The organism is Methylomonas sp. BW4-1 (assembly GCF_052474385.1).
In genome coordinates this window covers 2,404,102-2,430,340 of record NZ_CP184125.1, presented here as the reverse complement: position 1 = coordinate 2,430,340, position 26,239 = coordinate 2,404,102, and the positions used below count along the sequence as shown (strand labels likewise).

The 26,239-nt window shown below is 50.4% G+C and carries 20 protein-coding genes and 1 pseudogene; 19 read left to right on the top strand and 2 right to left on the bottom strand.

The window, feature by feature from the left end; genetic code table 11:
- The first annotated feature begins 36 nt into the window (after positions 1-36).
- The 9 genes from ACH5Y9_RS11235 to ACH5Y9_RS11195 all read left to right on the top strand — a co-directional run bounded on the left by ACH5Y9_RS11235 (position 37) and on the right by ACH5Y9_RS11195 (position 11,967).
- On the top strand, positions 37-384 hold the full coding sequence (locus ACH5Y9_RS11235; protein WP_445369676.1) for a trypco2 family protein: 348 nt from the start codon (positions 37-39) through the stop codon (positions 382-384).
- Entirely contained in the window at positions 384-1,874 is a 1,491-nt protein-coding gene (locus ACH5Y9_RS11230; RefSeq protein WP_445369675.1) for a hypothetical protein, read from the top strand. Before ACH5Y9_RS11235 ends, ACH5Y9_RS11230 begins: the two co-directional genes overlap by 1 nt.
- Positions 1,871-2,854 carry an AAA family ATPase gene (locus ACH5Y9_RS11225; RefSeq protein WP_445369674.1) on the top strand — a complete coding sequence of 328 codons (984 nt, stop codon included), beginning with the start codon at positions 1,871-1,873 and terminating at the stop codon, positions 2,852-2,854. Before ACH5Y9_RS11230 ends, ACH5Y9_RS11225 begins: the two co-directional genes overlap by 4 nt.
- The gene (locus ACH5Y9_RS11220) at positions 2,854-5,880 is read left to right on the top strand and encodes a formylglycine-generating enzyme family protein (protein ID WP_445369673.1); all 3,027 of its coding nucleotides are present in this window, start codon (positions 2,854-2,856) and stop codon (positions 5,878-5,880) included. Before ACH5Y9_RS11225 ends, ACH5Y9_RS11220 begins: the two co-directional genes overlap by 1 nt.
- A gap of 98 nt (positions 5,881-5,978) precedes the next feature.
- On the top strand, positions 5,979-6,785 hold the full coding sequence (locus ACH5Y9_RS11215) for a formylglycine-generating enzyme family protein (protein ID WP_445369672.1): 807 nt from the start codon (positions 5,979-5,981) through the stop codon (positions 6,783-6,785).
- 232 nt (positions 6,786-7,017) lie between these two features.
- Complete coding sequence (locus ACH5Y9_RS11210; protein WP_445369671.1) at positions 7,018-8,214, top strand: 1-acyl-sn-glycerol-3-phosphate acyltransferase; 1,197 nt, start codon at positions 7,018-7,020, stop codon at positions 8,212-8,214.
- A complete protein-coding gene (locus ACH5Y9_RS11205; RefSeq protein ID WP_445369670.1) occupies positions 8,207-9,076 on the top strand; it encodes a phosphatase PAP2 family protein in 870 nt (289 codons plus the stop codon). Before ACH5Y9_RS11210 ends, ACH5Y9_RS11205 begins: the two co-directional genes overlap by 8 nt.
- Positions 9,060-11,567: a PEP/pyruvate-binding domain-containing protein gene (locus ACH5Y9_RS11200; protein WP_445369669.1), complete on the top strand. Its 2,508-nt coding sequence runs from the start codon at positions 9,060-9,062 to the stop codon at positions 11,565-11,567. Before ACH5Y9_RS11205 ends, ACH5Y9_RS11200 begins: the two co-directional genes overlap by 17 nt.
- Positions 11,568-11,679: 112 nt before the next feature.
- The gene (locus tag ACH5Y9_RS11195) at positions 11,680-11,967 is read left to right on the top strand and encodes a hypothetical protein (protein WP_445369668.1); all 288 of its coding nucleotides are present in this window, start codon (positions 11,680-11,682) and stop codon (positions 11,965-11,967) included.
- Between the two features lie 54 nt (positions 11,968-12,021).
- Here ACH5Y9_RS11195 and ACH5Y9_RS11190 read toward each other — a convergent pair whose 3' ends face one another.
- Positions 12,022-12,498 (bottom strand): hypothetical protein, encoded by a 477-nt coding sequence (locus ACH5Y9_RS11190; RefSeq protein WP_445369667.1) that lies wholly within the window; start codon positions 12,496-12,498, stop codon positions 12,022-12,024.
- 172 nt (positions 12,499-12,670) lie between these two features.
- Between ACH5Y9_RS11190 and ACH5Y9_RS11185 the strand changes: the two genes are divergently transcribed.
- Both ACH5Y9_RS11185 and ACH5Y9_RS11180 read left to right on the top strand, forming a co-directional pair.
- On the top strand, positions 12,671-12,856 hold the full coding sequence (locus ACH5Y9_RS11185; protein WP_133120726.1) for a hypothetical protein: 186 nt from the start codon (positions 12,671-12,673) through the stop codon (positions 12,854-12,856).
- Positions 12,846-13,211, top strand: a complete 366-nt coding sequence (locus tag ACH5Y9_RS11180) for a hypothetical protein (protein ID WP_445369666.1) — start codon at positions 12,846-12,848, stop codon at positions 13,209-13,211. Before ACH5Y9_RS11185 ends, ACH5Y9_RS11180 begins: the two co-directional genes overlap by 11 nt.
- A 58-nt stretch (positions 13,212-13,269) precedes the next feature.
- Here the strand turns inward: ACH5Y9_RS11180 and ACH5Y9_RS11175 are convergent.
- A pseudogene (locus ACH5Y9_RS11175) lies at positions 13,270-13,811 on the bottom strand (REP-associated tyrosine transposase).
- A 387-nt stretch (positions 13,812-14,198) separates the two neighbouring features.
- Here ACH5Y9_RS11175 and hrpA point away from each other — a divergent pair.
- The 8 genes from hrpA to ACH5Y9_RS11135 all read left to right on the top strand — a co-directional run bounded on the left by hrpA (position 14,199) and on the right by ACH5Y9_RS11135 (position 26,195).
- A complete protein-coding gene (gene hrpA / locus ACH5Y9_RS11170) occupies positions 14,199-18,092 on the top strand; it encodes an ATP-dependent RNA helicase HrpA (protein WP_445369665.1) in 3,894 nt (1,297 codons plus the stop codon).
- 42 nt (positions 18,093-18,134) lie between these two features.
- On the top strand, positions 18,135-18,842 hold the full coding sequence (locus tag ACH5Y9_RS11165) for a rhomboid family intramembrane serine protease (RefSeq protein ID WP_445369664.1): 708 nt from the start codon (positions 18,135-18,137) through the stop codon (positions 18,840-18,842).
- 155 nt (positions 18,843-18,997) lie between these two features.
- Positions 18,998-19,321 (top strand): hypothetical protein, encoded by a 324-nt coding sequence (locus tag ACH5Y9_RS11160; RefSeq protein ID WP_033158040.1) that lies wholly within the window; start codon positions 18,998-19,000, stop codon positions 19,319-19,321.
- Between the two features lie 83 nt (positions 19,322-19,404).
- A complete protein-coding gene (locus ACH5Y9_RS11155) occupies positions 19,405-19,629 on the top strand; it encodes a hypothetical protein (RefSeq protein ID WP_445369663.1) in 225 nt (74 codons plus the stop codon).
- A 704-nt stretch (positions 19,630-20,333) separates the two neighbouring features.
- Positions 20,334-21,311 (top strand): cysteine synthase A, encoded by a 978-nt coding sequence (gene cysK / locus ACH5Y9_RS11150; RefSeq protein WP_171694985.1) that lies wholly within the window; start codon positions 20,334-20,336, stop codon positions 21,309-21,311.
- 487 nt (positions 21,312-21,798) lie between these two features.
- On the top strand, positions 21,799-22,266 hold the full coding sequence (locus ACH5Y9_RS11145; RefSeq protein ID WP_445369662.1) for a hypothetical protein: 468 nt from the start codon (positions 21,799-21,801) through the stop codon (positions 22,264-22,266).
- Positions 22,263-24,008, top strand: a complete 1,746-nt coding sequence (locus ACH5Y9_RS11140; protein ID WP_445369661.1) for a M56 family metallopeptidase — start codon at positions 22,263-22,265, stop codon at positions 24,006-24,008. The genes ACH5Y9_RS11145 and ACH5Y9_RS11140 overlap by 4 nt, the downstream gene beginning before the upstream one ends.
- Before the next feature lie 930 nt (positions 24,009-24,938).
- Entirely contained in the window at positions 24,939-26,195 is a 1,257-nt protein-coding gene (locus tag ACH5Y9_RS11135; RefSeq protein ID WP_445369660.1) for a glycosyltransferase family protein, read from the top strand.
- The last annotated feature ends 44 nt before the right edge of the window (positions 26,196-26,239 follow it).

The following is a 26,239-nucleotide window of genomic DNA, read 5'->3' as shown; positions in this document are numbered from 1 at the left end:
GCCCAACACTTTAAATAAATGACGAAAGGAGCGGCTATGAACGAGAACGACAAGCTGAATTTGGCAGAAGTGATTCAAGAGCTGAGACAAAGTTTGGTGACGGCTTCGATGCACGGGGAGGCGGAAACCATCCGCTTTAAAGTCAATAGCGTAGAAGTGGAATTGCAAATGGTGGTCGAAAAATCAGTCGGTGGAAAAGCTGGCGGTAAATTTAATTTCTGGGTGTTGGGCGGCATCGATGCAGAGGCCTCTGCAAGCTACAAAAATGCTGTCACACATAAAATTAAATTGAGTTTAGAGCCGGAGGACGCGAAAAACCTTGATCCGCAAACGGGTAATCCCGGAAAGGTCAAATTAAAAGGTGGGGGTTCAGGAGTTAGCTAATGGAGCTTATATTGACTGCCAGAATCAAACATAGAGGGAATATTGGTACTGCTTATCCTATCGCTCCGAACTTGCTGCTAACAGCTAGACACGTAATCGAAGCTGTCGACTGGCAAAGTGGGGGATCTATCACTGTCGAATGGCCGGCCATTAAAGACAGTAATGACAAACCATTGACCGCCACAGTCAACGGTATCGCTTATGACGGAGAAGGCCCGGCGGAAGATATAAAATCCAAATGCGACCTGGTTGTCCTCTATTGCGATTTACCGTCTGAAATTAAGACTAAACCGGCTGAATCGATCTTGGCATCGCGACTTTTCGTTGCCAGAACCGGCTGGCAAACGGCAGGCTATCCAAATGTAACTGGTAATTGCATGGAATCGACTACCGGCAAATTTGGCGCCGATTTGGAAAAGCCTGAAGTTAAGCTCACGCTGGATGACACGATAGACCCTACTGTTGCCCAAGCCAACGGTTTACAGAACGGTTGGGGTGGTATGTCGGGAGCGCCGGTTTTTGATCTTGCCAGTGGAAAAATTCAGTCCATCATCACTGATCATAATCAGTGGATGCAGAAACAGTTGATCGGTGTCTCCATTCCTTACTTAATCAATCATAGTCAACGGTTTCGTGAAGTAACCGGCATAGAAAGTCACGCTCAAAGAAATCAAAGATTCGTTGCTGAGCAGAAGCAACAAATTTTCAACGTCTTGTCGAAGATGTCCGATGAGGAAATCCTATTCAAGGAACTTGCTGATCGATTGAAACTAAAATTGCCGAATACCACCAGCCAAAAATTATATGATCAATTATTGGAAGTATTCGAAATTGATGGATTGGCTGTGTTGGATATATTGCTATATGCGGGTTCTGGTGCGCTCAAACAGGATGCAGGCGATACTGTACGCCATAAATTAATTGATCTATTTTATTTTTTTGCCAGACTGATGGCGCCTGAGAGTGCTGTTCCCAAACAGGCTTTGATCAAACTTTCGGTGTATTCTGCAATGGCTACAGAATTATCCCTTTCAGCAATTTATGGGACTAATCCCGATTTTGTGTTTCGTGAAGGGGAGGTACGGGGAAAGCATGCCATTGATGCATCCGTGATTACTCGCGAAACAGGGTGGGATACGGAGGCATTCAAAAAAGATGCAGTCGAATCGATTCACACCGCCATTCACAAAGTGCCACCGACAAAACAGCTAGGTAATTTTGAGCGTCGGAAGTTAAACGCAGTGATCAAGCAGCGTCAAGACCCCGCGTTAAATCAATTGTATCGCCTGGAACTAAATCTTGGTGACCCCAAATTGCTTAACAACCCATTGCAAGAAGAAGTCAATTGTCAGGCTTTGAGTGCAGCGGATTGTTTGCCAGATCTACCTATCGTCCATTACGGCGAAGCCGAGGCGGAAAAAGAAGCAGAGCTCAGTGCCAAGTTTGAAGAGCTCTTCAACATACTCGAAACCAGCCAATCAAGCACATGACAGCAACCACCCTCAAACATTTTCAAGCCGAGAGCGTCATCGATTACCCAGACTGTGGTTCCTGGCGGCAAGGCCGTTATTTTCTGGATAAAGCCAGCGCTTATGCCCTGGAAATGGCCTTAGCGACCCGCCGCCCCCTGTTGGTAAAAGGTGATCCAGGGTTGGGCAAGAGCTATCTGGCGCGGGCAGCTGCTGCCAAGCTCAAGCGCAAATTCATCGCCGAAGTCGTCAACATCAACACCGAAGGCCAGGATTTGCTCTGGCGTTACGATCCGGTCGCACGCCTCAACGACGCTCACGCCGGTATCAAAGATGATGACAAACTCAACCCCAAGCATTATCTCAATCCCGGCGTGCTGTGGTGGACCTTCGGCTACGAAAGTGCGGCCAAGCAATACAACGATGTCTGCCGTCATAAAGTCTACCGTCCGCAGATTTCCGACGACGGCGAACTGGGCAACGGTATTGTTTTACTCATCGACGAAATCGACAAAGCCGAGCCTTCATTGCCCAATGCGCTGCTGGAAGTGCTGGGTAACGGCGGTTTTGACGTACCGCTGTTGGAAGAAACCATCGGCAAGACACTGCAGACGGCAGACAAACAACTGCCGCCGTTAGTGATCATCACCAGCAACGACGAGCGTGAACTGCCGGCGGCGTTTATTCGGCGCTGTCTGGTGCTGCATTTGGCGGTGGATGATATAAACCTTGAAACCTGGTTTTTGGAGCGCGCCAAGGTGCATTTCAATGATAACCAGTGCAGCGAAGCCATCAAACGCCTGGCGCTACAACAACTAATCGCCGATCGGCAGGAGGCTGAGCGCCACGGCACCATCAAGGCCGGTTTGGCGGAGTATCTGGATTTATTGGCGGCGCTGGATGAAATGACCGATTCCTCGCTGCAAGGCCAAGAACGGGATGCCTATCAGCAATGTTTGCTGGCTGAGATCCAGCACTTTGTGTTGCGCAAAGCGTTGTAATGTCGATTCATACTCAGACCAGTCGCGGCGACTTACTGCGCTGGCTGCAGCGCTGTCAAACCCATGACGAAAAATGCCTGAGCGCTACGATATTGGGTTACGAATGGTGTGCGCCAGTCACGATAGGCCATGAAATTGATTATAAAGTGCCCCGTCCGGAGCCTCCCAAAATCGATCCAAATCCTGCTCCTACGCCGGCTAAATTAGCGCTGAAACGCCCGCAAGCATTGTTCTACGCCCTTGCATCTCAGGAGCATTATGCCGATCCGCAACAGCTCGGCGACAGCCTGCCGCCCGTGCTTCAAGGCGTTGAGCCGCTCTCCGATGCCGATTTGCAGCCCTTTGCCAGCGGAGAACCGCTGCCGCACCAAGCCATCGTCCCGGAAGCCCGCATGCGCGATTTTTTGCGGCAATCCATAAGCCATAGCTTGGGGCAGCGACTGGATATACCGCAGTTGGTCAAACGTATCGCCCGCCTGCAAACCTTGTATCATCTGCCGCGCAAGCCACGTGTTGTGCCGGCCGGGCGGGTTTATGTCGTCCTCGATCTGAACAAACGCTTGCTGCCGTTCTGGTTGGACGCCCATCGTTTGTGTGAAAGTATCGTCCGTCAGTATGGGTTGAACGGCCTGGAAATTCGCGTCATTGACAATGACCCGCTAGGCGAATATTGGGATTGGTTTGATCAACAGCAACGGCTTAAGCAGTGGCAAGCGCTCACCGCGCAAAGTGTGGTGTTCATCGTCAGCGACCTGGGGCAATTGGCTGAACAACACAGCCCCATACGCACGCGGTGGGACAGTTTTTTCCGGCAACTAAGCCGTAAAAACACCACGCCGGTCGTGCTGGCGCCCGTATCGGCGGCCCAGCAACAGCCCGAGCGCCTAAACGCCATCCGCCAAGTGTTGTGGCACAAACACGGCAAGCTCAAACCGGAAAAGATCGATCCGGATATCAAGGCCCACGCTGAGCATGTTCGCAAGGTCTTGGCATTGTTATCCATTGCCGTACACGTCGAACCTGAGTTGGCGCGCGCCTTGCTACGCTGTTTACCCGCTGAACAAGCCGATAGCGGCATAGAAGCGGCGGTGTATCAGCATGCCGATATGCAATGGGGTTATACCGCCATCAGCATGCGCCCGGAAAAACGGGCCGAGTATCAAGCCGAATTTAAACAGCTGGACGCTGGCTTGCAATATCAAGTCTTGAGTTTGCTCAAACGCCAGCATATCGGCCAGTTTCCGGCGATTTGGGCGGAGGAAGTCATCAACGCCTTGCCCTTGGTGGCTTTCCCGCTCGAACAATTGGCCGATGTCCAACAGGCGGAGTCTTTTATGCAACGTTTCGCCAAAACCCTGCAGGGTGCGCATTCCGACAGCGGCATGACGCAATTTGCCCGGCGGCATTTAAACCGGTTAAGCGGTGAGGCGATTCGTTTGAATAATCACCGCTATACCAGTGCGCTTTACGGTTTGGCGTATCGCGAGCAACTGCGGGCTGGCGCTCCGTTGCCTGCGGAATATGATGCCGCCATCGTGCATGAGCTGATTCGTGAACGCTCCGAATTAGCTCGCTATGGCATCTGGCAAGTTGGTGAAGCCTTGAGTATCGCGTATGCCGACACCAGGCCCGTAGCGATAGGTGGCGCGAAATTGGCCGAATTCGACGCAATCCACGACAGTATCATGCTGTGCAGAAGTTGGGTAGAAAATGGCCGGATGCGAGTGGATATACAATCGCTTCGCTTGCCGGCCCATGGTGAGTCGTGCATCGTCGGTCAGTTGGATGGGCAGACCCTGGATTTTGATACTGGGTTGGCCAGAATGACGTTTTCAGCATTTACAAAGCCCAGCTGGGCTGACAGTATCGTCCGAAATATAGAAGGGCTGTCGGCTAATTTACGCTTTGCGGGCAACGATTATCGCTTTTGCTTACAAGCAGGGGATGGCTTCAACCATTACATCGAGTTAAGACGGTTTACCGAGGCCGGACCATTGCCGGAAAAATGGGGCGAGCGGTTTATCAATAGTATCCTGTTAAATCAGGAAGATAGAAGGACGCTGCTTACCCAACCGAGATGGGAGCCGGAAAATCCTAGATCCTGGCCTGTTGGGGTAGACCAATACGGCCTCTACGCCGATCTCACCGTCAACGACGTCACGCAACGCTTCCGCTGGATCGAGCCGGGCAGCTTTATGATGGGATCGTCGCCGGACGAGCCGGAACGTTACGATGATGAAACCCTGCATGCCGTGACCTTGACTCAGGGTTTCTGGTTGGCCGACACCACGGTCACCCAGGCCTTATGGCTGGAGGTGTTGGGCGGCCACAATCCGAGTCATTTTAATGACACCCTGCAAAATCCAGTTGAGCAGGTCAGTTGGGAGCATGCCCGGCGTTTTATCGAGCGCCTGAATGCGCTGGTGCCCGGTTTGCAAGCACAATTGCCGACCGAGGCGCAATGGGAATACGCTTGCCGGGCAGGTACTTCAACGCCGTTTTCGTTTGGCAACAACATCACACCTGATCAGGTTAACTACAATGGCGATTGGCCTTATGCTGGCGGCGAACGGGGCTTGAATCGTAAAAAAACCGTGCCGGTCAAATCCTTGCCGGCCAACCCGTGGGGGTTGTACGAAATGCACGGCAACGTCTGGGAACGGTGTCAGGATGTCTGGCAAGACAACCTGGGCACGGCGACCGTAGTCGATCCGCTGACGCAGCCGGATGCAGGTACAGGCGGCGACCTTGTGTTGCGCGGCGGCTCGTGGAATGATCGCGGCAGGAACGTGCGTTCCGCTTTTCGTTCCCTCAATACGCCGGGCCTTCGCTCCAGCGACCTCGGTTTCCGGCTTGCCCTAGGTCATGCTGAGCTCAAGCCAGGACCAGGCGGAGGAGCCGTAAAACCAGCAACGGCCAGGGACGCGCCCCGTCCAGACAGCGGCGTCGCGGAGCAGCCGCAGGCCGGGTTGGCAGCGGCAATACGCGACAGATGGCATCAACTCAGAAAGAAATCCAGAAAATGAATGTCGTCCGATCCTTGTTTCCACGATACTGTGGCAATGTGCTTATTACCGCACCAACTGTGCGTTTTGTAACGCTAATGTTTATCTGCCTGTAAATTATGAGCTCACACTACCGCAATAATCTGTCGCCACCGATGTTCCCCCTGCCTTGGGCCAGCCAATGGGGCGAGGATGTTTGTGGTTTATGGCAAACTTTAATATTCAACGATGTCAGGCAAGTGTTTCGCTGGATCGAGCCTGGGACATTTTTGATGGGTTTCCCGGAGACGGAAACAGGACGCTACCACTACGAATCCCGGCAGCGGGTGGACTTTGAATCAGGCTTTTGGCTGGCCGACACCGCTGTGACTCAAGCGCTGTGGCTGCAAGTTCATCCGGATGATAATCCCAGCCGCCATCAGGAACACCCCAACTTTCCCGTACATCGGGTGAGTTGGGACGGTGCCCAAGCGTTTATTGCGCAGTTAAACCAGGCTATCCCCGGTTTTCAAGGCCGGCTACCTAGCGAAGCGGAATGGGAATACGCCTGTCGTAGCGGTAGCGATACGCCGTTCAATTTTGGTGAGACGATTGATTCGCAGCAAGCGAATTTCAACGGCGACTACCCCTACGCAAACGCGCCGAAGTGCGAATTTCGCGGTAAACCCGTGCCGGTAAAGAGTTTGCCGGCGAATGCCTGGGGGCTTTACGAGATGCACGGCAATGTTTGGGAGTGGTGTCAGGATGCTTGGCGAGAACAGATGGACGTTGATTCACCGGTCACCTCAGAATTGCCCACCGAACGAATCGCTCGCGGCGGCTCCTGGGATGCCGATGCGACCTTCGCCCGTTCCGCCTACCGATACCACTTCGATAAATCCCAACGCAGCGAGTTCTTTGGATTTCGTTTGCTGGTTGATGGCTAGCTTCAATTCCGGGGTTTCCGGGCAGGGATTTACCTGAGATATTCCAAAGATCAATGCTTTGCTTGGAAATAAAGCGGTACTGCAAGCAAGCGACAGTAGCGATTGGCGGATCTCGCTGTTTGGTTAGGATGACCCGGCTTAACTCAATGCGTCAGATAAGCGAAATACCTTAACCGGATTCTCCAGCTATATTTCGTGCTACGAATATTGCCTGACAAGGAAGGGCGTTAGTATGACGAGTCTAAATATTGCGGGATTGCTTCACCACGGCGTATGGCGCTGTATTGGCTATCTGGCATTCAGCCGAATAAGAGTCGTCGGCAAAGAGCGGCTAACGTTAGTCGGCCCTGTCGTGTTTGTAGCCACTCACCGCAATGGCGCGCTCGATGCCGCACCGTATTCGCTTGCCGTTCCTTTAGCTATGCCGATGGTATCGGCGCAGCTGCAGCGTTTACCGTTGGGCAGATTTTTGTTTCGTGGTATTGCGGTAGCCCGTGCCAAGGATAAGGCTCGCGGCATTAAGGCCGATAACGGCAAGGCCCTGGCGGAATGCATAGACTTACTGAAAGTGGGTGGACAACTGTTCATCATGCCGGAAGGCACTAGTTCCCTGGGTTGCCGACATTTACCGTTTAACCGTGGTGCCGCGCGTATCATAGCCCAAGCCATGGCTGCTGGAGTCAGGCCCGTTATCCAGCCATTGGCTGTTCATTATGAAGACCCTACTCGCTGGCAAAGCCGTGTTGAGGTTTTGATAGGTGAACCCATAATTCCGCAAAATGCCGACGAGATAGCGATACACCAGTCGATTGTTGATGGCCTGGAGGCTGTTGGGGTTAATTTTGTCGATACCGAAGCTCAGCAAACGGCAGAAAAATTGGCTTATGCCCGCATTTTAGGTACCGATCTTTCTTACGCTGAACACTTAAAAAAACTCGAGGGGCAGATTGCGCCTGCTTTATCAGAGTCGCTAAGGCAGTTAGAGGCAGTGGCCAAGGATAAAGGTCTTTTTCTTCATCAAGGCCTACCTTTAATGCCGCTCCGCTTGTGGCAGCGGGATTTAGTCAAGTGGTTACTGCTGGCGCCTGTCATCGCTTGTTTCAGCGTATTGAATTTCCCGGTGCTGGCTGCCGGGCATATCGCTAGTCAGCTTCTGCCGGACGAGCCGAATGTTATTGCCTTTTGGCGCATGGTCGTCGGTGTGCCGGTAGGATTATTTTGGTTCGTGACCGTCTGCGTGGGTTTGTTTTTATGTGCCGGACCAAGTTGGTGTGTTCTTTACGGCGCGATCAGCATTGTTGGCGTATTGGCTTGGTACCGATTCCGTAAATTGACGGTAGCACTCGGTAACGCGGTTTTTCATCCTGAGGTGAGGGCGGTATTGGTAACAGCCTATCGGAATTTGGCGGAGCGCAAAGCGCATGAATAAACTTCTCGACCCGCCCTTACGCTATTTCAGTATCTATCTGGGCGCTGTTTCAGCCATGGAAATCGCGCATCTGACGGTTTGGAGTCTATTGTTTTGTCCGATGTTGGCCGGCATGGCCGGATTGGCACGCAGATATTCCAGACAACGCAGTTGGGGGCTATTGGCGGCCATTTGCGTCAGCTTGGCCGTGGGTATGAATGTGTCATATCAAGCCATGGCCGGGGCTATCCCCGCTGTCCGGAGCGTACGCTTCGATGCCCAGCTATTGGCATTGGATCGGCTATTGATAGGGGAAACGCCGTCGGTATGGTTGGAACGATGGATTAGCCCACCGCTCACCGAACTAATGAGCGCTTGCTACTTGTTATTGATGCCATTATTGCTGGTCAGCCTGCTGCGTTATTTTTTCCGGCGCCGGGAATTGCTCGGGGAATTTTACACCGGTCTATTCGCGGTTTACGGCTTGGGTTTTCTCGGTTATCTGCTGGTGCCGGTTGCCGGGCCTTGGCTGGCCTATCCGGAGTTGTTCAACGTCAAATTGAGCGGCGGCGCGGTCACGGCATTTAATCAAGCCATGGTTGAACAAGGCAGTAATAAAGTCGATGTCTGGCCGAGTCTACACGTGGCTGTGACGCTTTATATACTGGGATTTGCGGCACGGCATCATCGCCTTGAGTTCTGGATTTTGTTGTTGCCGATATTGGGTTTATGGATCGCTACTTTTTATTTGCGTTATCACTATTTTGTCGATGTCCTCAGCGGCTTGGCGTTGGCCGGTTTTGGTTTGTACGAAGCTCGCCGTCATGCCGCTCACCCTGCCATTAACCCCAGCAAGAAGGATACCTATGCCAACCCTGTTTGAGTTTCATCATCCGTCTGCTCTCGACTCTGCCATATCCGGCGGTAAAGGTGCCAACCTTGCCCGCTTGACTCAGGGAGGGTTTGCGGTACCACCAGGCTTTGTGTTGCCGCCGGAGGGTTATTACTCGTTCATTGAGCAATACGATGCATTGCCGGATTTGCTTCGGAATTTGCCTATAGACGAACCCCTGGCCTTGGAACAGGCGTGCACACGTATATGCGAGCAGCTGATCCAGCTACCGGTGCCAGAAAGCTTGAAGCAGGCAATTGCGGAGATGTTGGCTGAGTTTCCGGGCGACACGGCATTCTCCGTGCGTAGCTCCGCCACTGCCGAGGACTTGGGCGGCGCCGCATTCGCCGGGCAGCACGAAACGTATCTGAATTGCATGGGCATCGACGACATTGTATCGCGCATCAGGGATTGCTGGGTGTCGCTGTGGAGTGCCCGCGCCATAGCTTACCGCTTGCAGGCCGGCATCGGCTTGTCTAACACCGCGATGGCGGTGGTGGTGCAAAAAATGGCCTTCAATCGGGTCGCCGGCGTGGGGTTTTGCATCAATCCGGTTACCGGCGATCCTGCGCAGCAATCGGTGGATGCCAATTTTGGCTTGGGTGAATCGGTGGTGGGCGGTGAGCATCAAGTTGATCATTGGTTGCTGGATAAGTCGTCCGGGCGAGTATTGGATGCGGTTTTAGCCCATAAATCCTCATGCATCGTCGCCGACCGCACCGGTACGCGCAGCGAGAACTTGTCAGATGATCAAGCTAATTTACCTTGTCTCAGTGAACCTGAATTGGCTGAGTTATCCGATTTGATGCGCCGCGTCGAAAAGTTTTACGGTTATCCGCAGGATATAGAGTGGGGTTTTGAGGGTGAACAGTTATGGCTGTTGCAAGCACGGCCGATTACCCGTATCCCGCCGCGCTGGACCCGTGACGAATCCGCCGAGCGGTTTCCCTCGGTGATTACGCCGCTGGCTTGGGACTTGGTGGCGGAGGGTTTTCACCAATCGCTGTCGCATTCTTTCGAATTGATGGGCTTGCCGCCGTTTCACGGCAAGTGGTTCGCCTTGTTCGATAATTATGTATACGGCAATCAGAATGCCGTGGAAGTTTATGCCGAAGGCACTGCAAATTCCTTAAACGTGCGTTCAGTTGCCGAACTGCTGTCCGCTTTGCCGACACTGCGCAAACGCTATGCTTGGGTGCAGGAATTACCGATGGCGTGGTCGCGCGATTTGGATCGCTATTTACTCGGCCTCGGCGAATTAATGGCCGAGCCGCTGGCAGGACGCTCGATTCCCGAGTTGTGGGATTTTGTACTGCGGGTGAAGCAGCTAGGTGCGGAATATTTCCTGCCTAATATTGCCATTTCCATTACTCAGCGCACCCTTTACAAATTGGTCTACAGCATCGTTGGGGCGGCGGTTGGCGAAGCGGATGCGCCGACGACCTTTGATAGCTTGCTGGCGTACTGCGAAACCAAAACGGGTTTCGTCAACAAGGAACTTTACCGGCTGGCAAGGCGGATTGCCGAACGCCCCAAACTTGTTCAGGCGTTGCGCACCCAAACGGGCCAGCAATTTCTGGCTTCCGGCGGATTCATACAGGAAGCAGATATTGCAGCCGCTTTCCAGCGTTTTTTACAGGATCATGGGCATCGGGAAGTGGAGTTTGATCCCTATCATCCGACCTGGTTGGAAGCGCCATGGCTGGTGATTGAAAATCTGAAAATGATGTTGGACTCTGCCCTGGAAGACCCTGCCGAAAAAGAACGTACTCTGAAAATCCGGATGTTGGAAACCGAGCGGCAATTGATCGGCGGGTTGCCGGAGGATTTGCGGTTTCCTGTTCAGGAGCTATTGCGCTTGGCGCGGGTTTATACCGCATTGGACGACATAGAACATTATCAGACGACACGGCTGACATTGCCGTTCCGCAAGGGTTTAAGGGCCTTGGGTGTCGCCTTGCAGGCCAGAGGCATCATTACGGAAGCGATGGATGTGTTCTTTGCCAGAGCCGAACAGCTCTCGGAAGCAATCCGCCTTAACGACCCCGAGTCGTGGCATTGTTTGGCGGATAGCATAGTCCGGGAAAAACAGGCTTATCAAAACCATAGGCAGCATTCACCGGAATGGGAATTGGGTAAGTCACAAGCCTATTCCGCTAAAGATGGGGATTTTGTTGGTTTGCCCGGTAGCCCTGGCGTTGCCAGCGGTGTGGTATTTAAGGTGTTGTCGCAGGACGATTTCGCCGATTTTCCGGCCAACGCGGTACTGGTAGCTCGCACCACCAACCCGGCCTGGACACCTTTATTTTATAAGGCGGCGGCTGTGATTACGGAAAGCGGCGGACCCTTGTCGCATGGCGCAGTGACAGCACGGGAAGTGGGCTTACCCGCAGTAATGAGCGTCAGAGGTGTGCTGGATGCGTTGATGAACGGCGACAAAGTGACAGTCGATGGTACTGCGGGCCGAGTAAGACTGGATTAAAGCAAGTCTTCGTAAGCAGGTCGGTCGGTCAACTTTGCAAAAATTCGGGACACCCCCGGGTTTTTGCCATACCCGCAAGATTCAGAGCTTTGCGCGCAAGCCAATTAGAGTTGTGAGCAAGGCTTTTCCGGATTCTCGCAAGCTTATTGGCCTGGCGGGCAAGGCTTTTTTTCTTGCGCGCAAACCATTGAAGCCAGCGCGCGAACCGAAGAAGGTGGCGGTTTGGGCTCAAGGCCTTGCGCTTAAGCCATTTCGGCTTGCGCTTTTGGCAAATTGCCTTGCCAGCGAAGCGATTTACCTTGCGGGCAAAGCTCTGAAAGTGGCGAGTGGCTCTAATAAGCTTGCGGCGTTAGCGGAAAGGCTTGCGCGCTATGCTTTCAGCTATTCCGCCAAGGGATAAAGCTTAGGCGGTAAGCCGGAATGCCTTGCCGGGTAGCCATTATGCTTATATTGTTTAGCCTGTAGGTTGGGTGGCTTGGGTTTTTGCCTTGGCGCCGCGATTAAACCGAACAGACATTGCCTGCCGCAGGGTTTCCAAGCCCGCGCCTTTGCCGGCGATTTTCAACGAGGCGTAAGCATCCAGGCTAAAACTATAAATATCACTGCCCAGCGCCATGTCGGTATCGTCACCTTTGCTCATTAAATCGCGCAGGCGGTGTAGGCGAGGGCGCAGCTTATCAAGAGTCGCCATATCGGCTTGCGCTTCGACGACATCGAGACCGGGCGGAATGGCATGCGTGTTTTGGGTGGCCACCGTCAGCGTCTGCCGGCAGAACGCTTCGGTTTTATCGCCCATCTTCAGGATGGTGCGGCGCTCTTCCGGGGTTAAGACCAGGAAGCCGGCAAAGCGGTCTTCCAATGTCTTTAGCGCGGCGTGTATATCGGTCAGATCATTGTCGGAAAGGGTTAAAGAAATCAGATGTTGACTCATGTTTATCTCCTTTTGGCGTTTGTGATACTGCGGAGGATGGGGTGTGGTCCGCAGAAGAAAAGCGTAGGCCATTTTTGGAAGCGCGCGTGATTTTGTTTGCTAGAATCTGGGCTGGTTTTGGTTGCTTCTCTGTTGGATTCTGGTTTCCAAGCTCTGGCTTGGAAACTCAATCTTGGAAGCTATTGCTTCCCGGCAAATAAAGAAAGCTAGAGCTTTCGAGCCTCAGTTACCAAGCTGGAGCTTGGTAACCAGTGGGAAACGTTCTATCTATCACAATGGCGGATTACTTTTAAAAACAACTAAAAAGGGATTATTGAACATGATGAAATACAAAGGCTTATCAAGTAATGAAGGTTAATATTATTATATTGGGTTTAACCGCCATGGCCATTAGTGGGTTACTCGTGGCATCTAAACTTCAGCTTGAAGAGTCAATTGTCAGTGCGCGATACGAGATGCTTGCTTGTGAAGGCTGCTATCATTTGACCGTCGAGAAAAGCAAAGGAGGCGAGCTAGATGGCGAGACGATTATTCCTGTGTCGAGTAAGGTAAATATCGTGCAGTTAATCGATAGCATTGCCATAACAAAAGAACCGCTATGTTTTCGTGGCAAACTATATCGATTCAACTGGAATTTGTTCGGTATTGATCCTGATGGAAAGCGATTTGAAGTGATCGAAAAACTAAACCCAATAATTTGCGCTGGCTTTTAGTATTTAGCTCGTAGGATGGGTAGAGGCGCTAGCCGAAACCCATTGAAATTATATTGGCTTATCCCAAATCCATTTCAGGATGCCTATTACCCGCCCAATTTGGCGGGAGAATGCCGCGTTTCACGAAATCATGAAATGAAGAATACTGCCAATCGGCAACGCAACGGACATAGCCGTGTTCTACTGGATTGTAATGAATGTAGTCGACATGTTTGACGAAGTCGTCCTCGTTTCTAATGCGGTGCTCCCAAAATCGTCTTTGCCACTTGTGCCCTGTGGGTAAATACCGCGTTCCTGTTTGAGTTGGTGGCTTTTGAATATTCGTTCACTTTTTTCGATCTTTCCAGTAAAGCGGGTCTTAATGAGCCGCCAGCGGCAACTAAAATCATCGTCATCTTCCGGCAACATCCAAATGGTATGGAGATGCTCCGGTAAAACAACAATCGCGTCAATAGTAAACGGGTGTTGATCCTTAACGTCACGAAAAGACTCGCGAAGCAGTTCAATCTTATCGGTCAGCAATGTCCGATTCCGTTCCGCTAAATTGACTGTGAAGAAATAACAACCGCCTTTGAGGCGATGTCGGCGATATTCTGTCATATCCGTTTTATCAGCGTTTCGTTTGATGGGTTTCGCGTCGCTCTACCCATCCTACAGTCGGCAATTAGCTCACATACGGTCATTGGATAAACCCTGTTTTATCTTTCCCACGTTTCGGCGAGGGAGCTCAACTGGCACAGCTCCAGAGGTCGGTATTGGTTTTCTGGTTTCCAAGCTCTCGCTTGGAACCTAAGTCTTGGAAGCTATTGCTTCCTGGCTAATAACAAAGCTGGAGCTTTCGAGGCTCACTTACTAAGCTGGAGCTTGGTAACCAGTGGAATAGGCGGCAACACTTGCCCGCCCGGAGTCAAGTTAATTCTCCCAAGTCAAATGTAAACCCGCCCCGTCTACCCTTATAATGCCGGGCTTTTACCAGATTCTCCGCCCATGTCCGTCCACGACACCCTGAAACAACTCGCCAAAAATCTCCAAAACTGTATGGGCACCGACCGCCACGGCTTGAAGCGGCAACTGGACCGATTGCGCAGCGAGGCGAGTAAGGGCAAGGATGTGGCAGGGCAAATACAGCAAGTGGCGGAGAAGATCGAACGTTCGGTGGGGCGGTGCAATCAGCGCCGGGCATCGGTGCCGGTGATTAATTACCCGGATTTACCGGTCAGCGGCAAGAAGGACGAGATTGCCGGGCTGATTAAAAATCATCAAGTCACCATCGTCTGCGGTGAGACGGGTTCCGGTAAGACCACGCAGTTACCGAAGATTTGTTTGGAAATAGGGCGCGGCTTAACCGGTTTGATCGGTCACACTCAACCAAGAAGAATCGCCGCCCGTACCGTTGCCGACCGTATCGCCGAGGAATTGGGTCAACCTATCGGCCAGGCGGTGGGTTACAAGGTGCGCTTCCATGACCAAACCCATCCTAATTCGCTGGTCAAATTGATGACCGACGGCATCCTGCTGGCGGAGTCGCAGAACGATCCTTATTTAAATCAATACGACACGATCATCATCGACGAGGCGCACGAGCGCAGCCTGAATATCGATTTTTTGCTGGGTTATTTGCGCTGGCTGCTGCCGAAACGGCCGGATTTAAAAGTGGTGATTACCTCCGCGACCATCGACCCGGAGCGGTTTGCCAAGCATTTTAACGACGCACCTATCGTCAACGTTTCCGGTCGTACCTATCCGGTGGATGTGCGTTATCGGCCTATCGAGTTAATCGAGGAAGACGACGAAACCTCGGCCGATTTGCAGCAAGCCATTCTGGATGCGGTGGACGAGTTGTATCGGGATATGCGCGGCGACATTCTGATTTTCTTGAGCGGCGAGCACGAAATTCGCGAGACCACCGAGTCCTTGCGCAAGTCGCACAATAACGCCCGCTACGATGTGTTGCCACTGTATTCCAAACTCAGCGTTGCCGAGCAGGAGCGGGTGTTCAAACCCAGCGGTAACAAGCCGCGCATCGTCTTGGCGACTAACGTGGCCGAAACATCGTTGACCGTGCCGGGCATCCGCTGCGTAATCGATTCCGGCCACGCCCGCATTAGCCGCTACAGTGCCAAGAGCAAGATTCAACGCCTGCCGATCGAACGCATTTCGCAAGCCAGCGCTAACCAAAGGGCAGGACGTTGCGGCCGGGTGGCCGAAGGTATTTGCATCAGGCTGTATTCGAAAGAGGATTATCTGGCCCGGCCGGAGTTTACTGATCCCGAAATACTGCGCACCAATCTGTCGTCGGTGATATTACAGATGGCGGCTTTGAAATTGGGCGACATCGAAGAATTCCCGTTCGTCGAACCGCCCGACGAAAAAATGGTCCGCGACGGCAAGACTTCGCTGTTCGAAGTCGATGCGTTGGATAAGCAGGGCAATCTCACTGAAACTGGCCGGCAGTTGGCGAAGATTCCGACCGACCCCAAACTGGCGCGCATGCTGCTGGCGGCGGCGCAATTGGGTTCGCTACACGAGGTCGCGATCATCGTCTCGGCCTTGAGCATTCAGGACCCGCGCGACAAACCGGCCGATAAATTGCCGCAGGCCGAAGCCAAACATGCGCAGTTCAAGGCCGAAGATTCGGACTTTTTGAGTTTGCTGAATCTGTGGAATGCCTTTGAAGAACAGAAAAAGCATTTGACTAACAGCAAGCTGCGCAAGTATTGCCAGGATAATTTCTTGTCCTATATCCGCATGCGTGAATGGCATGACATTCATACTCAAATTATGCAGGTGGCACGCGGTGATTTGGGCTTGAAGACCAGCGGTAATCCGGCCAATTATGAACAGATTCATATGGCGTTGTTGCCGGGTTTGTTATCGAATATCGGTTTTAGACACGAGCAATACGAATATCTGGGTGCGCGTGGCTTGAAGTTTTTCATCTTTCCGGGTTCCGGCCAGCATAAGCTAAGGCCGAAGTGGATCATGGCCGCCGAACAAGTGGAGACCAGTAAGGTCTATGCGCGCACTGTTGCCAAGATCGAGCCGGAATGGATAGAAGCCTGCGCTCAGCATCTGGTCAAACGAAATTACTACGACCCGCATTGGGAGAAAAACGCCGGCCGCAGCGGGGTTTACGAGCGTACCTTGTTGTACGGTTTGACCTTGCAAGCCAAGCGCAAAGTGCCCTACGAAAATGTCGATCCTAAAGCCGCACGGGAGATGTTTATCCGTCATGCTTTGGTAAATCATGATTATCACAGCAATGCGCCGTTCTTTAAGGCCAACGAGGCCTTGCTGGAAGAGGTGGGGTACATTCAGCACAAGGGCCGCCGCGTCGATTTGGTGGAAGACGAAGAGTGGCTGTATCAGTTTTACGATAAAAAGCTGCCGGCCGAGGTGGTCAGCGGCATTACCCTCGATCAATGGCGCAAGAAAGTCGAGCGCGAAAACCCGAAGATTTTGTTTCTGACCAAGGAAGATTTGACCCGCCACGACGATGGCAAGATCAACGATTGGGATTTTCCGGACAGCAAGAAGATTGGCGATTTGACTATCGAACTGCATTACCGCTTCGAACCGGGCCACGACGAAGACGGGGTGACGGCCATCGTACCTGTGCATCAGCTCAATCAAATTCGCCAGGCGCCGTTCGATTGGTTGGTCCCGGGCATGCTGGAAGAAAAAGTCACGGCCTTGATCAAATCGCTACCCAAGCATCTGCGTAAGCATTTCGTGCCGGTGCCGAACACCGCCAAAGCTTGCCTGGAAATTGAACCGGATTTTAAGGGCTCGTTGTTCGAGTGGTTGAGCGGTCGTTTGCGCAAACTGACCGGCGAATCGATACCCTTGAATGAGTGGCAGCCGGATGCCTTGCCGGACCATTTGAAAATGAATTTCCGCATCGTTGATGATCATGGCCGGGCCTTGGGCTATGGCCGTAACCTGGCTAAGCTGCAAGCCGACTATGCCACAAAGGCTGGTGACAGTTTCGACAAGCTGGCGCAAGAGGAAATGAACTACACCGGCTGTATCGCCTGGGCGTTTGACGACTTGCCGGAGACTTGGCAGTTCATGCAAAAAGGCCAGACCTTCATCGGCTTTCCGGCCATTGTGGACGAAGGCGACACGGTGGGGGTGAAAATACTCGACACCCAATACAAAGCCGATCTGGCGCATTTCGACGGTTTGACTAAGTTGTTTCAATTGCAATGCCGCAAGGACGCCCAGTATTTGTTAAAAAACAGCGGGGTACAGGCCACCTTGCAATTGGCCTACAATCAACTGCCCAAGCACCCGTTTTTGACAGAACGGCCGGGCGGCGATTTTAAGGAGGATCTACTATTCTTGATCTTTAATAGTGTGTTTGTTGCTGATAGTACGATCCGCAGCCAGCAGCAGTTCGAAGCGGCGCTGGCGGCCAAAAAGGCTACGCTGGTCACGGTTGGGAATCAGGTGGGCAAGCATGTCACGGAAATCATGGCAAACTACCAAACGGTCAGACAGCGATTGAAACAGCCTGGCGTCAGCCCAAGTTTGCGAGAAGACTTGGAGAAACAGTTGAGTTTGCTGTTGTTTAGCGGTTTCTTGCGGTATACGCCGCTGGCGCAGATACAAGCGATGCCGCGTTATTTAAAAGCCATTGAGTGTCGTCTGGATAAGCAAAAGCCCGATTCGGCGGATATACAAGGTCTGCACAGGCTATCGCAACGCTTTTGGCAACATGTCGAAAAGCAAATGAAGACTTTGGTGCCCATGCCTGAGCGCGAAGCCTTCCGCTGGAGTTTGGAGGAATTGCGCGTGTCCTTGTTTGCGCAGCAACTGAAAACGGCTTACCCGGTTTCGGTGCAGCGTCTGGAAAAGACTTGGAACGAAAAGTTTTAATCAGCCTCTGATTTGTGTGCCCACTACTTTAGGAAGCCTAAGATGATACCCATTCGAGATTCGATACCTTGTAACATCAAGCCTTATGTAACTTGGAGCATCATGGCTGTCTGTATTGCTGTGTATGTGGTGATGCTGTTTATGCCGGACGAGATGGGGCAACACTTTGTCTACATGTATGGGATGGTGCCGATTCGCTATTCCAATCCGGATTGGGCTTATAGTTTTGGTTTGCCGCCGGATCATTATCTGTCGTTTTTTACCAATATGTTCCTGCACGGCGGTTTCCTGCACCTGTTGATGAACATGGTGTTTTTATGGATATTCGCCGACAACATCGAAGACTTGATGGGGCATAAACGTTTTGTGATGTTTTACGTATTGTGCGGCCTGTTGGCAACCTATGCGCAATGGTATTTTTATCCGAAGATGGCGGTGCCGGTGGTCGGTGCATCCGGCGCCATCGCTGGCGTGTTGGGGGCGTATTTTTTTCGCTTCCCACAAGCCACGGTTGTGATATTGGTGCCTATCCTGTTTTACCCGGTGTTTTTCCATGTGCCGGCGATAGCTTTTCTTGGATTTTGGGTGATTATCCAAATCGGCGACGTATTCACCGCGGCGGTTTTAGATAATGTCGCGGTGGATTCCGCATGGTGGGCGCATCTGGGCGGTTTCGTTGCCGGCGCTTTGCTGCATCCGTTTTTTATCGAAAAGAAACCCGCGGCATATCAATTCCTGTCTGATGAATAGGCCTTAACGCCGCGTTTAACCGGCAAAAAAGCAAGAAACAGTAGGGCTTTTATTTTATAATGCCGCCAGTTGGCTAACCGGCTGAAAAGGCAACGAAAAACAAGTTCGTTGCCTGTGTTTGCAAAAGATTCTTCATTCATTCGAGACAAATTAACATGAAAAACCTTAATGTCGCATTGGTAAGACTGCTGCAGTTTGTGGTGTTCGCGCTGTTCACATTCATCGTATTGTTGTATTTCGGTACTTTGATTTTGTTGCCGCTGGATATAGTGGTGTTGATTACCAAAATGCTGCATATGGTGGGTATCGGTACTTTGTTCGGTGCGATTGTTGCCGTGCCGGTAGTGGCTTACATGGGCAAAATCGTTTACAGCACACCGGGCTTGATTCAAATGATCGTCGAGAATGGCATCGATTTAGCCAATACCGGCAAGCAACGGGTTGAAGCGTTCAACAAAATTGCCGAGGCAGTTAAATAGACTGCTCCACGCAATCGTAAAAAAGGGGCTGCAAGCCCCTTTTTTGTGCCTGCCGGTTTGCCACACATTGATTATTTTCCGAAATGGTTGCTTGGTCCGGCGGCTTGAATAATGGTATTTGGCCCGGTAAATTCCCTGGTAGCCGGCCAGATCCCCGGCGTTTATCAGCTGTCGGAATTTTTTACAGCAGCTTTTTTGCAAGCAAACAAACTGGTTCAGTTGATTTTTTCGATTTCACTCTATTAGCAGCTCAAATTATGCAAATTGGCGTATTAAGCGGCTGTTGTATCGGTAAAGCGGATGGTTAGCGTAAATGGCTAAGTCGAGAAAATTTACACCTGACGGTTCGACTTTTGCTGGGTTTGGTCTGCGGCTAATAAAAGTCTTTTAAGTACATAGGCTTGTGTTCTGTGCGTATGTTTTTTGCTTAACTTTTAACGTAAAAAAATTTGTTAAATAATCCTGTAAGTATGCGTAAAGCAAGGGGAAGATTATGGACGCAAAGAAATTAGATACATCAACTAAAAGCAGAAATGACGAGCACTGCGACCACCCGTCCTTAGCCAAAGAATATGTCTCCGGCGTACCCACCGGAAACTTTGTTTGCGCACAATGCGGTCGTCATCTGACTTCAATTATCAGAACATCCAAAAAGTAAATTCTGCCGATTTCGCGCATGCCTTCACCGGTATGCGCTTTCAGGATCATTCTTCCAACCTTCTATTACTTTTCGGTAACGCTAGGCTTTGGCTGGCGGTGCTCTCTTGCGGTTTGAATTTACTGTCTTTGATTGATGGCCGGCTATCCCAGGGATGTACGATGCAGTCTGGCTGCAGGTTGCAAAAATCTTCAAACAGGCGCAATCTTGGAGCTGTGGTACTACGGCTATTCAGGGCGTGTGCAACACGTTTTTCTGATTTAGCGGTGTGAGCTTAATTCAACCCCACAAACAGCCAGTGCAGGTCAATGCGCACTGGCTTTTTTTGGACTATCCATTTTGAAGGAAAATGTTATGGCATATTGGTATCCCGACAATTCGCAGTCTATCGGCAAAACACCGCTGGTCAGGCTTAACCGCATTACCGACGGCGCTCAAGTCACCCTATTGGCTAAAGTCGAAGGGCGTAACCCTGGATATTCGGTGAAATGCCGCATCGGCGCGGCAATGATTAACGATGCGCAGCAGCGCGGCCTGCTGGGACCCGGCAAAGAGTTAATCGAGCCAACCAGCGGCAATACCGGCATCGCACTGGCCTTTGTCGCCGCCGCCCGCGGCATTCCGTTGACTTTAACGATGCCGGATACCATGAGTATCGAGCGCCGCAAATTACTGGTGGCCTACGGCGCCAAACTGGTGCTGACCGAGGGCGCCAAAGGCATGAAAGGTGCCATTGCCAAGGCTGAAGAGATTGTCGCTTCCGATCCTGAGCGCTATGTACTGTTGCAGCAGTTCAAAAACCCCGCTAACCCGCAAATCCACGAGCAGACCACCGGCCCGGAAATTTGGCATGACAGCGACGGTGCGGTCGATATTTTAGTGGCCGGCGTCGGCACTGGCGGCACCATTACTGGCGTGTCGCGCTACATCAAACTCACGCAAAGCAAACCCATCGTTTCCATCGCCGTGGAGCCGGAAGCCAGCCCGGTGTTAACTCAGTATCGCAGCGGCCAAGATATACAGCCGGGGCCGCATAAAATTCAGGGCATAGGGGCCGGATTTGTGCCCGATGTATTGGATTTATCCATGATCGATGCCATCGAGCAAGTCAGTAATGACGAAGCGATTGAGTATGCGCGGCGTTTGGCGCGGGAAGAAGGCTTGTTATCCGGAATTTCCTGCGGCGCGGCGGTTGCGGCGGCAGTGCGGGTGGCAAAACGGCCGGAAAATGTCGGCAAGACCATTGTGGTGGTACTGCCGGACTCCGGCGAGCGCTATTTGAGCTCTGCTTTATTCGAAGGCTTGTTCGATGCGCAGGGCGTGGCGGTTTGAGTCGGTGCTGAAGTTAAGGGGCGGTGGCTAAGGTTTTTGTAAAAGCTTGGCAAACTGGCTGCTGCCCCCTTTGTATTTCCGCTATATGCATTATTAGGTCGAAACATCATTTTGGCCGGTAGCTGAAAATATTTCTGTCTTGCGCAAGTTGAGGCTGAATATCCAACAGGGAAGTCTGGTGTTCTGGGTAAAAACGGGAGGGTTGAGATTGTTGATTTGCTGGAATCGACCCTTAGCAGAAGTTCATTGATGATTCTGACGGTCTGGTTTAAGCACCAAATCTGACAAGCAGTTCGAGTAAGTGCAATAATCATAAATTACATTAAAAAATGTTATATAGGCAAACACTCATAGCTCTTTGGTCGATGACAAATAAAATTAGAAAAGAAATTTTATAGGTAGAACTTAACCCAAGAGAAGCATTTAAAAGTACCAATGATCACTAACTCATGCCAAATCGTTGCTTATAAAAATAGGATATAAAAATATGAAATTTGATAATTCAAAATACCCCCTTTATGATGAAATCAGAACAACAACGATTGAATTGTCTAGGGAAGTTATTTTAGAAATCGCTCCAGAAGAAATTATGTATTTTGAAGATTATATCGCTGAAAGGCATCAGATGAAAAATTCGGACTTGCTGGCATTTGGATTGGGCGACATTGTCTCATTATTTACACCTGTCGTTCTCAATGCCATGTGGGCAGCATTAGGATATTTACTCGGAAAAATCGCTGACACTGGGGTAGAAATAGCCAAGGATGAAATTAAAAATAGATTGGCGAAGTATAGAAAAGAGAAGTCTCAGGGTATTATTCTCCTTTCAAATCAAGATACAGACGCCCTGAATGCACTTGTGGTCGATGTAATACAAAAACATCTTCAAGACCCAGAAGAAATTACATATCTCTCAAAATTTATTATAAAACGCATACTTGAAAATAAAGAATGAATATCAATCAAACTAGTCTGAATGTAGATTCATTGCCCAGCAGGACGGCTAATAGATTTAATAGTATAGGTATAATTAGCATTTTAATCGTTTACGATGTAAGCGATACAATTAAAAAATCGTTAGAAATTTTTATTAATACATCTCTTGATATCCCGGATGTCACGTGGCGTATATATACAATAATTGGATTCTTAGTAATTTCTGCCATATTTTATTTTTTATTGCCAATCTTGATAATTGGAAAAAGGCAACTTGAGCGGGCAAATCAACAAGAACATCAGGCTATTGTAGAAGGAGTAGTTCGTCTTTCCAAGCTATTAAATATCAGTCCACCAAATGTATATATATCATATAACCCATTACAAGACGCTCAAGCATTCGGCGCTGGAAATCCAAAAAACATCCTAATAAATAACGGTTTGATTTCAGTATTTAGGAGAAAGCCGGCCTATTTTGACGCGGTAGTTTTACATGAACTCAGTCACATCAAAAATAAAGATGTATTCAAGGCATATGCTTCAAGATCGATTTTATATGCTTTGACAATAATCTTTATTTCAATTCCGCTGATAAGTGGCATAAAATTTATTTATGAAATAATGTGCATCAACTGGGATACCAATTTTTTTTGGCAAAATCCCTTTTTCTACATTTCAGAAAATATGTTTAGGTTTCTGCAAAACCTTAACTATATTATTGTTTTCATGCCCACTTTATTGCTAATAACTGTGGAATGGTTTTTATTGGTGAGAGATCGAGAGAATTATGCAGATTACAAAGCATGTCAGACTGGTTCATATAAATCATTGGTTGAAATATTTGAAAAAAAGGCCGAGGTCAGGAATAAGAAATCAAAGTTTTTGACATCAATAACGTCAAGATTTCATCCCTCCGCCTTCGATCGCCTTAAGTTCATAAAACAACCACTTAACGAGATGTCTCGCCTTCGATCAATTGATGCATTTTTGTTCGGTGTCATGATGCAGCTTATGTTGACATTTTCAGGAAACTTTGTGGGTTCTACTGCAAAGTTTTTTGTCTCTACAACGAGTAAGTTCAAAATTACCGATTATAGTAAGGAAGAGCTCATCACTTTATTAATATTCTCACTGTTTTTCGCAATCTTGTCATCTCTGGTAGTAATTGATTTTTCCAAACTTTCATTGACATCTTCTTTATCTTCACGATTCAAGAGGGAAAATTATTTTGAGTTAATTGGGAAATTGCCACTCCCAATATTTTTCGCATATTTAGGAAGTTATATGGCTAATAAGCTTTCAGTATCTAATATTGATCTAGATGCCAATACCATCGCAAACTGGTTTTCCATTCATGAACTATTTTCTATAAGCACTATACTACCACCTGCGTGCCAACTGATTAATTTTTTATGGATAAGTAGTTTTGTTTTTATTGTCGCTCCGTGGACAAATAGCGCAAACCGGCCCCGTGTGCTTTATATAAGCTCGCTATGGTTGGGGTACATGAGTTTTAACCTTTCGTTTGGATTTGTTGTGGTCACCTGTGGCCGCCTTGGATTCTATGATATTCATAAACTAACACATGCTGTAGGTAAATTTAGCCCTTTTTTTACTGAATATAACGGTTATTTTTTTATGTTTTTATTTCATACTTTGGCTGCAATTATTTTTTGTGTGATTTTTTTGATCCCTGGTATTCGTAGAGGGAGGACTGATGAGCCGGCGTGGCTTTTAGCACGCCCGTATGATGCACCGTGATACTAATAATGAAATTGCGGAAACTCCTTCAATCTGGCATTTACAACTAAGCTGAAGTCAGCTACTGACTAAATTGCTGTCACTCAAAACCACACACCGTCGTCCGTTAATGGCCGATTGAAGCCAGATGCTCGGAAGTGCCAAGCAACCCCAAATGCACATGGCTGGTATCTCTAATCCTGAGTCAAAACAACCAATCGTTTGAACTCCCGGCAAGCGTCCAATCACCAGCGCTCCCGGTAATCATATCGGGGCATCGGCCGCGGCGGATAGCCGTAATAGTCCAGCGGCGGCCGCGCGAAATAGCGCGGCGGCGGGGGAGGGTAATAGCCCAATCTTGCTGGGCCATGCATCCTAAAATATGGCCGGTAAGCATGCCCGTGATGGTGATGATGCCGCCTATGGTGGCCACGTCCCCAATCATCTCCATGCGCCAAAGCTGTTCCGGACCATAACACGCCGATTAACAATATCGTTGTAAGCCTGAACATATATCCTCCTTTGTGGGATTGTTTCAGTCGCAGCGGATTGTTCGCCTTTTTGCTTAAAAACCTCTTAATTCCGCTACGCTGTTCGAAGGCAAAGTAGGCAGGGCGATGCCGACTCGCGTATCGCCAAAACCGTTGGCGCAACATTCCCGAAGCGCTTCATAACCCCGGATTTCGGACTTCTCAATCTATTCCCGCCTTGTTTAAGGCAGGCTGTCCCAAAAAACCGGTTCATGCGCCTGTGGGCAGGCTGAGTAACATCGCCACATTAAAGTTTGATGAAAATGCCGATTTGAATGAACCTTGCTGGTTTACCCAGGAATAAACGCTGCACGTAACCACGGTTTTGTCTGGTTACCGAAATTGAACCGGGCGTCAGATTATCCTCACTGGAAACTAATGGCGCCCGCATAGTGACGATGCAGCAAAAGGAATCCGGGCCATGACGCTTAGCAAACAATCCAAAAGAATCATTGTGTATTCCCACGATACCTTCGGTCTGGGCAATATCCGGCGGATGTTGGCCATTTCTAAATCATTGGTGGATGCCGACCCGAATGTCTCGGTGCTGATTTTGTCCGGTTCGCCGATGTTGCACGCCTTCCGGATTCCGGACCGCATCGATTACATCAAATTGCCGTGTCTGTCGCGTAGCGTGAAAGGCGATTATTCGGTGAAGTTTCTGGACATGGAATACGCCCAATTGCTCACACTGCGCAGCAACATCATCCTCAGCGCAGTGCTGGATTTCGACCCCGATTTGATTTTGGTCGATAAAAAGCCCTACGGCGTCAGCGACGAATTGGGCGCGGCTCTCAATCTGATGCAACGCCGCGGGCACCGTGCCAAGTTGGTCTTGTTGTTGCGAGACATCCTCGACAGTCCGGAAAGCACGATACCCGTGTGGAAGAAAAACGGCTATCACGACGCCATTCAATCCCATTACGACAAGGTGCTGGTGGTCGGTTCGCCGGAGATTTACGACATGCGCAAGGAATACGAGTTTCCCGACGCCAGCCATGAAAAAGTCGACTTCTGCGGCTACATCGCCCGCGAACGCAGCGACAAACGCGCCGGTGAGATTCGGCAGCAAATCGGCTGCACCCAGGAACGACTGGTGTTGGTGACAGCGGGTGGCGGTGAAGACGGCTACCAATTGCTGCATAGCTATCTGGAAGGCTTGAATCGGCAAGATCTGGGCGACAACACCATGACCCTGATGATTTGCGGCCCGGAAATGTCGGAAAGCCGCCGCCACCAGCTCGAAGTTTTGGCTCGCGGCTGTCGTAACGTGGTGATTCAGGAATTTAACACCGACATGATGGCCTGTATGGAAGCCGCTGATTTGGTGGTCAGCATGGGCGGTTATAACTCCACCTGCGAGCTATTGACCTTACGTAAGCGCGCGATTTTGGTACCGCGCGTCAAACCTTCGCAGGAGCAATGGATACGCGCGGAACGCCTGGCCCTGCAAGGTTTGGTGCGCGCCATTCACCCCAACAATCTGACGCCCAAATTGCTGATGGATACCGTCCGCGAGGAATTGCGCCGCACCAACGTCCACCACAGCCGGATGTATCAAATCGACATGGGCGGCTTGCCGCGCATCAGCCAGTCGATCAGCGACCTGCTTTACGACTGCCCGGCAAACCTGCCGGCAACGATCAGGGCTTCGACTCGCAGCGCCAGCGCCGACTAACTCAATTTGCCGAATACATCACTCGGCGCGTGCAACGCCGAACG

Bases quoted from the DNA above. Each gene is read 5' to 3' on its own strand.
- ACH5Y9_RS11235 (WP_445369676.1), top strand. From the start codon at position 37: ATGAACGAGAACGACAAGCTGAATTTGGCAGAAGTGATTCAAGAGCTG.
- ACH5Y9_RS11230 (WP_445369675.1), top strand. From the start codon at position 384: ATGGAGCTTATATTGACTGCCAGAATCAAACATAGAGGGAATATTGGT.
- ACH5Y9_RS11225 (WP_445369674.1), top strand. From the start codon at position 1,871: ATGACAGCAACCACCCTCAAACATTTTCAAGCCGAGAGCGTCATCGAT.
- ACH5Y9_RS11220 (WP_445369673.1), top strand. From the start codon at position 2,854: ATGTCGATTCATACTCAGACCAGTCGCGGCGACTTACTGCGCTGGCTG.
- ACH5Y9_RS11215 (WP_445369672.1), top strand. From the start codon at position 5,979: ATGAGCTCACACTACCGCAATAATCTGTCGCCACCGATGTTCCCCCTG.
- ACH5Y9_RS11210 (WP_445369671.1), top strand. From the start codon at position 7,018: ATGACGAGTCTAAATATTGCGGGATTGCTTCACCACGGCGTATGGCGC.
- ACH5Y9_RS11205 (WP_445369670.1), top strand. From the start codon at position 8,207: ATGAATAAACTTCTCGACCCGCCCTTACGCTATTTCAGTATCTATCTG.
- ACH5Y9_RS11200 (WP_445369669.1), top strand. From the start codon at position 9,060: ATGCCAACCCTGTTTGAGTTTCATCATCCGTCTGCTCTCGACTCTGCC.
- ACH5Y9_RS11190 (WP_445369667.1), bottom strand. From the start codon at position 12,498: ATGAGTCAACATCTGATTTCTTTAACCCTTTCCGACAATGATCTGACC.
- ACH5Y9_RS11180 (WP_445369666.1), top strand. From the start codon at position 12,846: ATGAAGGTTAATATTATTATATTGGGTTTAACCGCCATGGCCATTAGT.
- hrpA (WP_445369665.1), top strand. From the start codon at position 14,199: ATGTCCGTCCACGACACCCTGAAACAACTCGCCAAAAATCTCCAAAAC.
- ACH5Y9_RS11165 (WP_445369664.1), top strand. From the start codon at position 18,135: ATGATACCCATTCGAGATTCGATACCTTGTAACATCAAGCCTTATGTA.
- ACH5Y9_RS11160 (WP_033158040.1), top strand. From the start codon at position 18,998: ATGAAAAACCTTAATGTCGCATTGGTAAGACTGCTGCAGTTTGTGGTG.
- ACH5Y9_RS11155 (WP_445369663.1), top strand. From the start codon at position 19,405: ATGGTTGCTTGGTCCGGCGGCTTGAATAATGGTATTTGGCCCGGTAAA.
- cysK (WP_171694985.1), top strand. From the start codon at position 20,334: ATGGCATATTGGTATCCCGACAATTCGCAGTCTATCGGCAAAACACCG.
- ACH5Y9_RS11145 (WP_445369662.1), top strand. From the start codon at position 21,799: ATGAAATTTGATAATTCAAAATACCCCCTTTATGATGAAATCAGAACA.
- ACH5Y9_RS11140 (WP_445369661.1), top strand. From the start codon at position 22,263: ATGAATATCAATCAAACTAGTCTGAATGTAGATTCATTGCCCAGCAGG.
- ACH5Y9_RS11135 (WP_445369660.1), top strand. From the start codon at position 24,939: ATGACGCTTAGCAAACAATCCAAAAGAATCATTGTGTATTCCCACGAT.